The organism is Pedobacter sp. MR22-3 (assembly GCF_026240075.1).
Classification (GTDB): domain Bacteria; phylum Bacteroidota; class Bacteroidia; order Sphingobacteriales; family Sphingobacteriaceae; genus Pedobacter.
On the sequence record NZ_JAPIVF010000004.1, the window covers coordinates 350,157 to 364,549 of the forward strand.

The 14,393-nt window shown below is 39.6% G+C and carries 11 protein-coding genes; all 11 read right to left on the reverse strand.

The window, feature by feature from the left end; translation table 11 throughout:
- Positions 1 to 155 precede the first annotated feature (155 nt).
- The 11 genes from OQ267_RS11350 to OQ267_RS11400 all read right to left on the reverse strand — a co-directional run bounded on the left by OQ267_RS11350 (position 156) and on the right by OQ267_RS11400 (position 14,374).
- On the reverse strand, positions 156 to 809 hold the full coding sequence (locus tag OQ267_RS11350) for a nucleotidyl transferase AbiEii/AbiGii toxin family protein (protein ID WP_265836007.1): 654 nt from the start codon (positions 807 to 809) through the stop codon (positions 156 to 158).
- 1 nt (position 810) lies between these two features.
- Positions 811 to 1,317, reverse strand: a complete 507-nt coding sequence (locus OQ267_RS11355; RefSeq protein ID WP_265836008.1) for a helix-turn-helix transcriptional regulator — start codon at positions 1,315 to 1,317, stop codon at positions 811 to 813.
- 223 nt (positions 1,318 to 1,540) lie between these two features.
- On the reverse strand, positions 1,541 to 1,924 hold the full coding sequence (locus OQ267_RS11360) for a hypothetical protein (protein ID WP_265836009.1): 384 nt from the start codon (positions 1,922 to 1,924) through the stop codon (positions 1,541 to 1,543).
- 136 nt (positions 1,925 to 2,060) lie between these two features.
- A complete protein-coding gene (locus tag OQ267_RS11365; protein ID WP_265836010.1) occupies positions 2,061 to 2,453 on the reverse strand; it encodes a hypothetical protein in 393 nt (130 codons plus the stop codon).
- 426 nt (positions 2,454 to 2,879) lie between these two features.
- The gene (locus OQ267_RS11370; RefSeq protein WP_265836011.1) at positions 2,880 to 3,344 is read right to left on the reverse strand and encodes a putative immunity protein; all 465 of its coding nucleotides are present in this window, start codon (positions 3,342 to 3,344) and stop codon (positions 2,880 to 2,882) included.
- A 443-nt stretch (positions 3,345 to 3,787) separates the two neighbouring features.
- Positions 3,788 to 4,261 carry an RNA polymerase sigma factor gene (locus tag OQ267_RS11375; protein ID WP_265836012.1) on the reverse strand — a complete coding sequence of 158 codons (474 nt, stop codon included), beginning with the start codon at positions 4,259 to 4,261 and terminating at the stop codon, positions 3,788 to 3,790.
- A 485-nt stretch (positions 4,262 to 4,746) separates the two neighbouring features.
- Entirely contained in the window at positions 4,747 to 6,135 is a 1,389-nt protein-coding gene (locus OQ267_RS11380; RefSeq protein ID WP_265836013.1) for a Gfo/Idh/MocA family protein, read from the reverse strand.
- 25 nt (positions 6,136 to 6,160) lie between these two features.
- Positions 6,161 to 8,401, reverse strand: a complete 2,241-nt coding sequence (locus OQ267_RS11385) for an alpha-N-acetylglucosaminidase (RefSeq protein WP_265836014.1) — start codon at positions 8,399 to 8,401, stop codon at positions 6,161 to 6,163.
- 13 nt (positions 8,402 to 8,414) lie between these two features.
- Complete coding sequence (locus tag OQ267_RS11390; RefSeq protein ID WP_265836015.1) at positions 8,415 to 9,233, reverse strand: endonuclease/exonuclease/phosphatase family protein; 819 nt, start codon at positions 9,231 to 9,233, stop codon at positions 8,415 to 8,417.
- Positions 9,234 to 9,288: 55 nt separating this feature from the next.
- Positions 9,289 to 10,998 carry a RagB/SusD family nutrient uptake outer membrane protein gene (locus OQ267_RS11395; RefSeq protein WP_265836016.1) on the reverse strand — a complete coding sequence of 570 codons (1,710 nt, stop codon included), beginning with the start codon at positions 10,996 to 10,998 and terminating at the stop codon, positions 9,289 to 9,291.
- A gap of 7 nt (positions 10,999 to 11,005) precedes the next feature.
- On the reverse strand, positions 11,006 to 14,374 hold the full coding sequence (locus tag OQ267_RS11400) for a TonB-dependent receptor (RefSeq protein WP_265836017.1): 3,369 nt from the start codon (positions 14,372 to 14,374) through the stop codon (positions 11,006 to 11,008).
- Positions 14,375 to 14,393: the final 19 nt, after the last annotated feature.

Genomic DNA, 14,393 nt, shown 5'->3' on the forward strand with positions numbered 1-14,393 from the left:
TCTAAACTTTTCAAGGTAAACAAACACAGCAATGAATTAGAAATTTGGACACATTCATGCTAAAGCCTTGATTCGCAAACCTTACTTCGCAAAAAACCGTGAAATAATGATAAACAATAGTCTATCATCACTATTATTCTGAACAAGGTAGGGAGCTAGTCTAATTTACTATTAAGCATAGCGTGTTCAATATCTTCTTTAATAAAGATCCATTCTTTATTTCTCAAACAAATAGGGTCTGGGTCGGCATCAGCTGCTTCAAATTCGGTAAAGTTTTGGTGGATTAAATCCTCGTCATGTGTCCACTCGAAACGTTGCCGATGCAGATCTTTCATGGAATTAATGTTGTATTGGATTAGGATTTCGTGCAAGTCCCAGAAATCTTTCTTTCTTCCGCCTCTTTGAACTACATCTACTTTCATTGCGATGATTTCTTCTACGGTAGCCAATCGTACACCATCTTCTGTTACGGACGGCTGAAAAAAAGGATCCATCGAATAGTATACATCAAGTTTCACAGCGTTATTCTTATCTGTTCCAATCAGATAGGATTTTCCCACACCAGGGTTGCCACCAAAATTTCCTTCTACATATCCAAAGGATGCTTTAAGGAAATCTTCAATACGATCAAAATCAATGGATTGATAAGGGGCATCGGTAAACAAATCGATATCCACCGACATTCTATGTCCTAAATGCAGGCTTAAAGCGGTGCCACCTACGAGCCTGAACTCAACGAATTCCTGAGACTGCATCAATATAATCAGGCTGTTTTTCAACAGGTCATTTACAGTATTCCAATACAACATACTATTTTAGTTTTTTATGCAGCATTACCGGAATACTATTGCCATTAATGTTGGCTCTACCTGTAATTGCCTTTATTTTATCTTTTCCATAAAAATTTAGTATTTCTTTTTTCTCCTGGTCATTCCCACGTTCGAATATGCGCTGAATAACATATTTATAGTGTTTCTCCCAGTCTATTTTATCGATATCTGTATCCCAAAAGAGTATTTTTCGGATAATGGATAAATCTGGATGCTGTTTGGATCCTTCTTTCTGTTTTTCCTTTTTGATTTCGAAATAGGCCTGCAGAATCAGCATTGTACCTTCTTCCAACCCCAGTGCTTTGTCAATCTTTAAAGATAATGCAGGAGTCATTCCACGCTTCCCCTTAGTCACCTCATTTAGTGTTTGAGGATATTCGTGGAGCGAAAGTGCAAAAGGGCCTTTTTTGATGTTTCTTTTTTTAAGCTCTCGCTCCAGAATCATTCCAGGATGTATTCCTCTATACTTTTCGAATGTCGCTTCCATAATGCAAATATAAACATATTTTAATAAACAAAATTGTTTATAAAAAATATGGTACCTCTAAATCATAGTACTAAGCAAAATCAACACACAAAGCTTAATAAAAGAAAAGATTGCATTAAGCATTCTTTTCTTTTAGCACCTATATAAAGATTTCGTATCTTAAAGATATTCACTTGTACAAACACAATTTCTTTTACTTAATACACTATCAAATCCCATTCACTTATACAGAATGTTTAAGTGAAATTGCTGAACGCTGAGTTACTCTCATAATGATTAACCAAATAATTATGAAAGGTATTAATAGAACTATGAATTCTGCCCTTAAGAAAACATATCCTAAAAGGTAAATCAAAGGTGCCCAAAAGAGAATTTTATTATAGTAAGTGGTTTTTGTTATAAAAGGAAGTGATATAATTCCAAGATGAGCCAATACAACAACGGCCCACAGCAGTATTTTTACAATCTTAGCATTATCTGCCACAATAATTTTGGGGTAGTCAATAAATTCAAATTGGTAAATGAAAAACCAATTACTGTTGATTGAAATACCTGAAAATAGGCTTAAAGTGACCAATACAATTGATAAAATAATTATCTTCTTCATAACAAAATTAATTACATTCTCCTTTACCTAAAATCCCCGGTCCCGGACTGGTATCAGATCCAGGTTTTGTTCTTAGTGCTTCTCCAAAAGTACCCGGCGTATTCCTAAACAATCCCGTAGAAGAATTCCAATTTTACTAATCATACTCCACATAACCTGTTGCATCCTCAAATTTAAGCGCTATCTTTTCGTTTGTATATTTCTTGATCAATGTCATCCCATTTGAATTCTTATTTTTAATCAGGGAATCGCCGATCGCAATTTTATCTTTAAAAAACTCGACAAGTACATATTTATAAATTTTTCCATCAACTGTGACCGATGAAACTTTATTCCGACCATAAGTCAAACCAGTAATGATACCCCTAAACTGATAACTATTTATTCGTTGCGAGCCTTTAAAGTAAAGAATTGTGCCTGAAATGAAGAAGAAGAGGCAAGTATAAATTGAAATTTTCCTCCAACGTGTGTTGTAGAACAATAATATGAACATTAGTGGAAACAATAATAACGGAAGTGCTTTAAGCATATTTAAAAATATTCTAATAATAAAAAAAATTATCTAAATATAATTCTGTAATGTTTCCGAATGCTAGAAATAAGCTTAATGATTATTTAAACAAAATCCGCTTAAAAACAAGTCCGAGATTACACAATTTATGAAAATATACCTTGTTATGATAAAAGATAGATTTATAAAAAGAAGATCACACAATTCTTTACATCTCTGGGATTCTGTATGCACTGTCAATAGCATTCAGCTTTTGGCCTTCCATTTTTTCAAAGGTGCTAAGTTCTGCTTAAGGAGCAGAAAATTACCTACACCAATTACGATAACAAGAAAAATGTCTAAAAAAACGAAGATTACACTGAATAACTTGCACTAAAATGCAAGTCCGGAGAATAACCAAACCTCTGTTGAAGAAGTCGGCTTGACGTTGAAGTTAAAGTGTTGTTATGCTCTGTTTTTTAATTTCCTTATTTCATTTAACTGCCACATCCTTTCTTCTCTGATTCTATTGAGATCATCAGAAAACGCAAGTCCAATAGTTTTTATTACGTAGTCCGAGCATACCATTGCATGTTCTCGCATATGCCCCACGGCCACTGCTTGTCCGGCTGCACGAACAGCATTTTTCGCTAATTCAGTTACATTGTCTAGCGATCCCATGTATAACAAAGCCAACCTTCCAACCTCGTGTACGGCCGCTTTTCCATATTGCCACAACTCGTTAACCTTAAATCCTTCTTCGATTTCTTTGAAGTCAAGGTTTTCTTCATCCAAAAATTGAGAAATATGCTTAGCACAAACAATAGCCCATTTTGCTAAAGCGACTTGATTGGTGTTTTCATATTCATTATCTATTTCACGCCTTATTTGCGTACAATCTTTAATTTTTATTTTTGGTTTCGTACCCATATCTCTGTTTCTTAATTGACCCTAGGTTTATATATGAATGTGTGCCAGATAATTGCTCAATGCAAGGCCGGAATATGGGATGAATGCAAAAAAAATAATTACTTTGATAATCAATTCAAAACGGGCTATTTCGAACATTATTTTGAAGATAATAGTAAATTCCGTTATAGCCGCAAAAATGATTTTAAATGATATATGGTTATAAAAGAATGGTAAAACTTTCTCATGAAAAAGGTGAGTTACTGCCTTCCCTATTTTTCCTTTAGTTGTAACCACGTTTTGCCAAAAGCAAATAAATCATATCTCAAAAAAAGAAGATATTTTAACGTTATTTAGTTTTACAAATAATTCAAACCCGCTAAACAAAAGAAGCTAAACAAAAGAATGAGCACGGGTTGGTTTGTAATACTAAGGCCTATACATCGCAAGATATTTTTTCAAACCTACTTTCTAGCCTGGTGTATATGTGTTTTTACAGTCCCAACAGGAATATCCGACTGTGCGGCTATATCTTCATATTTAAAGCCCTCGAAATATAATTGAAATGGTATGCCGTGCTCCGGCTTTATCGAAGCCATTGCCTTTGATATATCTTCCATTGCAAATGTTGTCGTTGAGGTAATTGTAGCTGCACTTTTGGTTAATTGGGAACTACTGATCTCATCATCCGTTGTTATGAGCTCTTTCTTTTTGGAGTTTTTCCTGAACTCATTGATAAATATATTTTTCATTATAATATAGAGCCAACCTTTGAGGTTTGTACCCTCATCAAATTTTTCAGCGAACCTCATCCCTTTAATCAAAGTTTCCTGTACCAGGTCTTTCGCATCGTCTTGGTCATTCGTGAACTTATACGTATGGGAGAGCAGGAACTCGGAATGTTTGCTAAGCGTAGTAGTAAATTCAGTCTGGTTCATAGTTACAGATTAAGTTTAGCTTTAACGATTTACCAGTGGAATGATTTTATGCAGTTGACAATAAATCCCTTTTTTTAACTTTATCAAAGGATAAGCAAATCGGTTGAGGATATCTTAAGTTCACGTACTTTGCGAATAAAGATTAATAAAACGGTCTATTTGTAATAGGCCAAAGGATTCCATACTGTAAAACTTTTCTCAAATAACGAATAATTGTCGTTCAAAATTGGTTTATCGTTCCTTTCGGTGAAGCCATAATAAAATAATTATTTTCTTAACACGGATATTATTCTCTATGGCGATTTGATCTTTGCCCACTTAACATATCGGTAGTCACCCTAAAAATTTCCATCAAATGTGACTAAGACCCTCAAAATTGACCACCAGAACCTATTAATTGCTAAGATATTCAAGTAGCGCACCCGCAATATCCTGAACTGTTCAATTCGCTACGGAATCGCTTGTTCAGTGCCCGAAATCTCCAGTTAAACCTTTATGTCCATAATCTTTCCGGTCTTACGACTTTTCTCCGCCATAAAACCCATCAGGTGGCTTTCGATAGATTCATCTATTGTAGATGTGAGTAATGAAGCATCTTGTTTTGCAACGGCTTGAACAAAATCGCGCACAAGCATCCAATCTCCCCCACCATGTCCACTATTTTTGTACCCTTCAACGTCTTCAGATTTAGGAATGAATTTGGTTTCCCTTCTGGTCTTAAAATCGTGTAGCACAAGCTCCGTCATATCTCCAACCATATCACCCATAGAGCCCATAATTCTGGTTCTGCGATCGTGGTAAGCGGTAAAAGCTTCCATCGAAAAATTCGCAGTTACCTGATCGCTAAACTGTATGCTCGTGATGTAGTGGTCTGGCTGATCATTATCCATCCGATACACACACCTTCCATAATCGCTGGTTTTGAGCTTTTCGATAATTGCTTCTTTTTTATTCGATAAATCTTCCGGAATATCGAGCACAGAAATGCGGTTTCCTCGTTCTGCATATTCCTTTATGGCCGAATAGGGACAGCTGCGCTCAACTTTACAACCTGATGTGCATCTATCTGTACTTCCTTCAGGTGCATTTGCAGATTTAAACCACTTTAAATCCCCCATAGCAACAATTCTCTCGGCCTTTTTATTGATAACCCATTTCATGATATCCAAATCATGGCAAGATTTGGCTAAAATTATGGGCGTGGTTTGCCTGGAGTTATGCCAATTTCCTCGAACATATGAGTGCGCCATATGCGTATGCTCAATAGGTTCAAAGTGTTGGATGCTGATTACCTCTCCGATTGCTCCTTTTTCGATGAGCTCTTTCATTTTAATAAAATATGGAGCATACCGCAGTACATGACATACCGCTACGATTCTGCCTGTTTTTTTTGCTAGAGCTAAGATGTTCCTACACTCCTTTTCAGTTGGAGCAATGGGTTTCTCTAAAAGTATGTCATAGCCTTTGGCCAACGCCGCCATGCATGGTGCGTAATGCAGGTTATCTGGCATGGAAATGATAATTGCATCGGCCATTTTGGGTTTACTGAGCACGTCTTCCCAAGTATTGAAACGATTTGCATCAATGATGTTATGTTTTTTGGCGTATTTATCATTTCTAAAAGCAATGGGCTCAGCTACACCTACAATCTTCATTAGCTCTGGAAAAGTTGCTGCGAAATTTCCATATACAGTGCCGCGGTTTCCTGCACCAAGGGTAATGGCGGTAATGGGTTTATCTATCGGGGTATGCTTAGGGTTTGCGGGAATATCGAACAAGTAGGCGTCATCACCAATTTTGGCAAAGATGTCGGTATTAATTACCCCTGCGCCAATGGTCAGGCTAATGGTTTTTAAAAGGTTTCTGCGGTTCATGGTTGAGTTGGTTAGTTGATTTTAGCTATCTTACTGATTTTATCTTTGGCATGTTGCGCTCAAACTGAGCATAGTACTTTTCATATACATGGCGTGATTGTGAAACTGGATCTCCGCTGGGGCGATCTGAATAGTGCTCATGCTGGTTTACCCAGTTCCATTCCCACTTTTTCATGGTTTCATCGAAAAGCTTTTCGTCAAACTTTACTTTTTTGTTCATGCAGTCTTCTACCGTTTTGAAAAAGCTTTCCCATCTTGGTTTATAGAAACCGCTCAATAATCCTGACCACTGCTTACAGGCATATTCCCGTAAAGTACTGTTTTCATCGCCCCAAAGGGTGATTAAGTTTCTTGCGTTGCGCTCGTAGAGGTTTTTTTCTGCCTGATTGGTTCCCCATGCTTTTGCGGTATTGAGCCATTGCCCAAGCAGAAAATCTTTTCTGGTCTTTAGGAGTACATCCATGTCATCAGTGAGTTGGATAAATTCCGCGCTGTTTTTTCTAAATACAATCAAATTATTTTCTTGGTATGCTTTTGCTGTTTCTTGTTGCAAATAACTGGCGTAATTGGCCAATACCTGCCGACTTACATCAACGAGGTCATATTGAAAACCCTCTGCATTACCCAGTTCTGGGGCCGCCTGGATGAGCAGTTTCCAAGCTTGTACTAAATCCTGATTATCATAGGAAAACCGTGTGGTTACGCCACGGGTAGAGCGGGCAAATGTTGGCCTTGCACAAATTATCGATTCTGGCCCACCATTGGTAACGGTGTCGCTATAAACTGATTTTCTAAGGTAATCCCAAGCTTGCTCAGCATTGTTATTTTGCTGCCCATACCTTCGTTGGGCATAACCTTTTAACCAGCTATCGAGCTGAATGGGCCGTTCTTCCCAAGCGTTTTCCATCATCAATTCATACATCACGGGGTTTTGCTCAATACCTTCGGGCGTCAGGCCAATGCCAACCATTTTACCCGATTGAGGATCTGAGCGCACCCGAGCTGGTTCTTCTGCTACGGTTTTCATGATGCCCTGCATAGAGATGTTACCACCAAAATTGCTTAGCATGTTCCAAATCCATGGTTTTCCATAATAGGCATTTGTTTTTTTCCATAAGGGGTGCCGTTCTGACCACAAATCCAAAATAATCATTTTATCGTTAGGTACCGCATTGAGCATGGCTTTCATTTGAGGTTCTTGCCAAAAACTTGCGGAAAAGTGAAACAGCCATCCCTGCATAATCCATACTGCCATTGGATCTGCGGAGGCCATAGAGGCATACACATTTTTGGAAATATCGGCTAGGAAAACTGAATCATTTGATGGCGGTTTATTTTCATTGAAGGTATCTGAGGAATACAGGTGATCTGTTCCATAAGCCTTTTTTTGCTCGTTGATAAACATACGCCCAATTTTGGTGAACATCGGATCGTCTGGGTTTAAGAGATATACCTCTGGAAATTTATTGTTCCAGCTGGTTTTATTTAGCTTAGCGTTGGGAAACCGTGTTTTAAAAGCAGGCGGAACATGACCTGTAAAGGCGGGTAGAATGGGTTTCATACCCAGTTCGCGTTCTCTGGTGAGTATCTTCTTCTGAAGCTTCTCATGGCTCAGCATCCAACTTTGAGGAAGGGGGCCACCCCATCCATCCAGATTTCCCATCCAAAACCAACTGAAGTAGGCCGGGCCACTGAAAAAACCTTCAAGATCTTTAGAGGTAAAGCCTAAACTCTTGTAAACCCTTGAATGAATAATGTTTTGACCTGTCAAGGCGAGCGGCGTATTGATGCCATTCATGGCCATCCAATCGATCTCCCACTGCCAGCGGTTCCAATCCCACCAGCTCATTGAGTAATTAAAGGTGCAATAATTGAGGTAGTACCTGTAATTATGCGGACTTAATCTGCGAATGGTGCCAGCAGGTTTTGGCAAGGGTAATGAAAGTTTTTTGTTCGAACCATTCCAGCTGATTTGACAGTGGGCAATGTGCTTTAGATAGTAATTAAATGCGCTCGCCACCGATACCCCATTATTTCCTTTCAACACAATTTTGTCCCCTTTTGCAAAAATCTCGAAAACATCCTTTCCTGCTTCTGCTGGGATTTCTTCTACTTCAAAATGGCTGTAAAATTCAGGAAGCATTCTTTTGATTAATCCCTTTGCTGCAGATTTATTTAAGCCTACCTGAGCAGAATCGATAGAGATGGCCTTGGTAGATAGCGGCAAACAAAAAAGCAGAATATAAATGGTTCTTATCAATCGCATTATTTTGTTTTAGTTATGGTTTGTATTGCAAAACAGATAATATCGGCAGATGATCAGATGCATAGCGTTCTGGAATGGCCTGATGTGAAAGCACTTTGAAGGCACCTGCAGGCTTATAGCCAATGTGATCGATGGTTTTTGTTGGATTAATAACTGGAATGCTAAAGTCGCAAGTTTGGCAAGTACGGGTAAAGAGCGCGTCAAAAATTTTGATCGATTCAGCATCTGGTGTGGCATTCAAATCTCCTCCTAACACCACAGGAAGCGCTTCATCTTTTAGCAATTGGTTAATTTCCTTTGCCTGCAAAATGCGATTCTCCGTTGTTTTCTGTGCATCCAGGTGCGTAGAGGCAAAACGGATAAATATGTTTTTAGCAATCTCTATCTTCGCTGTAGCAAGTACGCGTTGCTCCGACCGTGGATCGCTATTTTTAGGAAGCATAAATGTTTTGCCTTCAGAGATTGGGAAACGGGAAAGGATAGCCACTCCATAATCGCCACCATCATGCGCTATAGCCTTAGCGAAATAAAAATTCATTTTAAGTTTCTGCGCTAAAAGCACAGCCTCATTTATGCCTCCAGATCTATTGGTGTTTACATCCACCTCCTGAAGGGCAACCAAATCTGGAGATTGAAGCTTAATTGCAGCTGCAATGGCATCAATATCAATAGTACCTTCTTTTTCTTTTGATGGTGGGTTGCCATGATGAATATTGTAAGCCATTACTCGCAGGCTACCTTCTGGGGCGTTGCTAGCGGATGGATTGATTTTTGGTGAGCAACTAAAAAAGATTAGTGCGGGAAGCCATAAGATTAGGTGTATTTTTTTCATATCGTTGTTTTAAAAAATCAGTGTTTCCTGAAAACAGGAAACACTGAAGTACATTTTACCAGCCGGGATTCTGTCCCAGAGCAGGATTTTTCTGGAGTTGGGTAATCGGGATAGGCCATAAGTAGTTTTTAGGCGCAACAAACCTTCTGCCCGTATTCACTACAAAGTAGCCGCTTGCATCGGTCGCAATGGTTGCAACATATTGTTGGTTAAAACTCTCTACGAGGCTCTTTTTCATTCCTCTAACATCTTGAGCAAGTAGCTCACCTGCTTTCCAACGCAAGATGTCGTAATATCGCTGGCCTTCAAGCGCGAGTTCAACTCTGCGTTCTCTTCGAATTTCTGTTCTCAAATCGAGCCCTGCTGCTGCAAGTTCTGTAATGACCATTCTTTTCATGCCAACCCTATCGCGAAGCAAATTGATTGTCCGGTCTAAATCTGCCTGTGCCAATGTTCCTTTTTCCAGTTTCGCCTCTGCGTTAATAAGCAATACTTCCGCATATCGAATATGATGAATATCGTTTGAATCCTGGCTCACTACGCCAACTGCAGGAATCTCCACGTATTTGGTAAAGTAGTATCCTGTTCCGGTGATGGAGCCTTTTTTATCGGCGTTCCACTTTGGTGTGTTGAAAATCGCATTAGAGGTTGCATCCGCATCTCCGTCATCCTGGCCACCCCAAGCAGATCCTGGACTTAAAATGGTTTGAGTCATTCTTGGATCGCGGTTCTTGAAGATGTTTGCATAGGTACTCTCACTATAAAGCGGTGATTTGTCTATCGGTAAGCCATCTATACACAAATAGCTATCCACCAATGATTTGGTTGGCGAATATCTACTGGTTTGATCCGGCACCTGTATTTCTCTACTGGTATTATGTACGCTTACCCCAGCCACGTATGGTCGGGCCAAGATGGTTTCTTTGTTTGCACCAGCTGATAGTTTTCCTTTGTAGGTAAATAAATCATTATAGGCCTTTGCAGTACCTCCCGCGGAATAAAGTGAATAAACATTAAGGTCCATAACGGCTTTTGAGGCCGTTTCGGCAATATCCCATTTCTCGAAGAAGAGCGCAACCCGAGCTTTCCATGCTAAAGCGGCTCCCTTGGTAATGCGGCCCAAATCTGTCGCTGATGGGTAAGTTGTTGGCAAAGCTATTGCCGCTGCATCCAAATCTGCAAATACATAGTCGAGCACTTCGGCTCGTTTGTTTCTTGGGCCATAAACCTCTTCATCTCCAATATCAAGTGTTTTGATGATTAAAGGCACATCTCCAAAGAGAAAAATGAGGTAAGAATACATAAAAGCTCTAAGGAATTGTACCTGTCCGGCATATCCGGCTAAAACAGCAGGCACTATACCGCTGGCTTTGGTATAGTTTTCCATAAAGTGGTTACATCTTCTAATGGCTGCATATAAATTTACCCATTCAGAATTTATCGTTCCTATTGTAAAATCGTAGTTACCTGCAGATATGGCCTGATATTCAGAATTTGGTGGATAAATGGTATTATCACCCATGTTTTCCATCCCTATCGTATTGTTTCCGCGAAGGTTGTTATAACAAGCGTTCACAGCGAGTTTTAACTGTTCTTCAGTTTTCCAGAAACTGATGTCAGTTACTGAATCTAGTGGCTGGCGATCGAGAAAATCTTTTTTACAGGCCGACAAGAAGAATGAAGGGATCATTGCCGACGCACCCAGCATGCCCGTAGATCGTAAGAAAGATCTGCGGCTGTTCATATATTGGTTTTGATTTTTCATGGCTATTTTATTTTAACTTGAGGGAAAGACCGAAAATAAAAGTTTTGACTTGCGGGTATAATCCACCGCTAGATGCTTGTGTTTCCGGATCATAAGCGTAAAAGAAATTGGTATTGGTAAAAATATTATCTGCAGAGGCATATATTCGAAGCCTCTCTACATGGATTTTTTTCAAAAAATTTCCAGGGATTGTATAACCCAGCTGTAGATTTTTAACCCTTAAATAAGCAGCATCCTGCAACCAGTAATCAGCCAGTCTGGCGGTATTTCTAGTGTCTTTATATACAAACCTGGGATAAGAACCGCCTGTATTTTGAGGTGTCCATCTATCCAAATGTACTTCTTGTGGGAAAGCGGCATCTGCATTATAGGCATGAATACCTGACCCTGTGATGTAGCCATTTGCTTCTCCAACGCCTTGCAAAAATACGCTGATGTCGAAATTATGATAGGCTGCATCCAACCTAAAGGAATAATTATATCTTGGATAGGCATCTCCGATAACTTCCCGGTCTAAGTCTGCACTAATTACACCATCTCCGTTTAAATCACGGTATTTCAGATCGCCTGGGGCAACCTTTCCTGCATCAGCTGAAAATATCGGAAACTTCGGCGCGTACTTTCCATTTGCATCTTTTGTAAAATCAGCTTCTTGTGCAAGTCCATCTGTGCGGTATCCATAATAGGCGTCTAAGGGATCTCCAACCTGCCTAATTCGGTCGCCAAAGGTGGGTGGAACACCACCTAAATCGGTAACCTTGTTTTTGATGTCGAAAAACTGCCCAGTAATACCATATTTTAGCCCTCCGATATTGTCGTTCCAGCCCAGGCTAATCTCATAGCCTTTATTGGAGATTGCTCCTGCGTTTTGATCGGAAACGGTAAGACCAATTACATCAGGCTGCGGCACTTTAAGTTGTATATCAACTGTTTTCTTATTGAACCAATCGCCGGTAAAGGTTAGCCTGTTGTTGAAAAAACCGAGATCTAAGCCAATATTAAGCATCGTGGCTTTTTCCCATTGTAATAATGGATTGGAAAGAATGGTTTGGGCAAATCCGGTGGTGAGGATATTGCCAATTGGCATAGTGCCTACACTGTTAAGTACTTTAACATAAGGATACCATTCAGAATAGGCAGGCCCATCTGCACCATACTGATTACCTAAACTACCATATGATGCTCTGATTTTACCATCAGTAAACCATTTTTGCTCTGAAGATTTGAAAAAAGATTCTTCGCTAAACCTCCATCCTGCTGAAACAGACGGGAATAAGCCCCATTTGTGTCCGGGTGCGTATCTGGAAGAACCATCATACCTCAAGTTGAATTCAAAAAGGTATTTCCCATTAAAGTCATAGTTTATTCTAGAAAACAACGACTGAAGTGCATACTGATAGGCATCACCTGTTGCGGTAGGATTGAGCGACCCGATGTTTAATACGGGAACATCATCACTGACCAGATTTGTTTTTGATGCTGAAAAAGCGTCGAAAAGATAGGTTTCTTGTTGGTATCCAGCGAGGAATTTAAAATGGTGGTTGTTTAAATTAAGGGTATAATCTGCCTGCATGGATAAATTTTGCAGGGTAGTGGTTGTTCCAATATCCCTTAGAGAGTTGTTTGGTGTGGTGGTGTAGATGATGGCGTTGCTTACCGGATTGTAGTAATCTATTCTACGGTTAAAAGTTCTACGTTTTTGAGAACTTGCAATTAATCCATATTGGCTCTTTAAATCAAGTCCCTTTAGCAAATGCAAGGTCCCGGTAATGTTTGATGTAAATTCCTTTGAAAAAAAATTGTTAAATCCTCCATCGGTTGCGATAGCCAAAGGGTTGCTTGATCCACCGCCGTAACCCCAGGTACCCGTTGTAAAACGAACGGGTGTAAGTGGAGAACTGGTAAAAGCAGTATATATAGCGCCGCCACCTCCATCTGTATCGGAGGCAGGTTGGTTTTGATTCCGATCGAGGTAGCCGAGGTTAACATCTACATCCAGAATATCTAATAGCTTAATGGCCGATAATTTAACACGGGCATTGTTCTTTGCAAAGCGGTATTGATCTCCGGCAATTAACCCATCTTGATTTTCTCTGGCGTAAGAAAAGTAATAATTGAAATCATTGCTTCCGCCATTTACACTGATGGCATGATTCTGCTGTGGAGCGTAGTCTTTGATGAGTGCATCCGTCCAGTTGGTGTTGGCAAAATAGTCGGGATCTGAACCGTTTCTGGCCACTTCAATTTGAGCATCGGTGTATGATTTTGGAAGACCGGCATTCACTTGTGCTTCGCCTAAAAGCGTCATATACTCTACCGAGCCTAACATTTTTGGCAAACGGGTAGGCTTTTGGAAACCATAGTAGCCATTGTATGAAATGATGGGTTTCTGGTTAAATTTACCCTTTTTGGTCGTTACCAAAATTACGCCATTGGCTGCTCTTGATCCATAAATAGAAGAAGATGCTGCATCTTTTAATACAGTTACACTTTCAATATCATCCGGGTTAATCCAGTTCACATCACCAGGTACTCCATCTATCAAAATAAAAGGATTAGGGTTGTTGGTTGTTCCCGTACCTCTTATCCTGAGTGCAGAATTTGATGCACCAGGCTGACCGCTTCCACCAATAATTGTTAAACCGGTAACCGTACCTTGTAGCCCTGTTGAAACGGCTGTAATTGGACGATTGTCAAGCACTTTAGCATCTACCTGAGAGATTGCACCTGTTACATTCGCCTTCTTTTGCGTGCCGTAACCAACTACTACAACATCATTTAGTCCTACTGAACTTGGTTTTAGCGAAAGTGGGTAGTTGATTCTTGCATCCACCTTGAAGGTATATTCTTCATAACCTACTACCCTAATCTTAATTACATCGCCGGGAGTGGCGGTTATGCTAAAGCGGCCAGCATCATCGGTAGCAACTGTTCTTTTGGTCGTTTCGTTGATTACACTTGCACCAGGGATAGCTCTTCCGGTTTCGTCGTTCACCATTCCAGAAATCTCTGCTTTCTGCAAAGCTTTTCTTTTAATTACAATGGTGTTTTTTTCGATTGAATAGCTTAAAGGGAGGTATTGCAGGCTCTTATCTAAGGCTTGTTCTACCGTTACATTTTTCACTGAAATGCTTAATGGACCAATTTGGTTGAGCATTTCGTTGTTAAACAGGAAATCGTAACCACTTTGTTTTTTGATTTCTATAAATACCTGTTTAAGTTGGGCATTTTTTAAATCGAGCGTAATATTTTGAGCAAAAAGCGAAGCTTTTACCTGTACGCAAAAAAGGAACAAAAGTAAAGCGGTCAACTTTATCGCCTTACCGGCCTGGAGCTTTGTTGAGCGGCTATGTTTATTAAGATTGAAAAATTTCATTTTTTAGTTTGTTTACGGG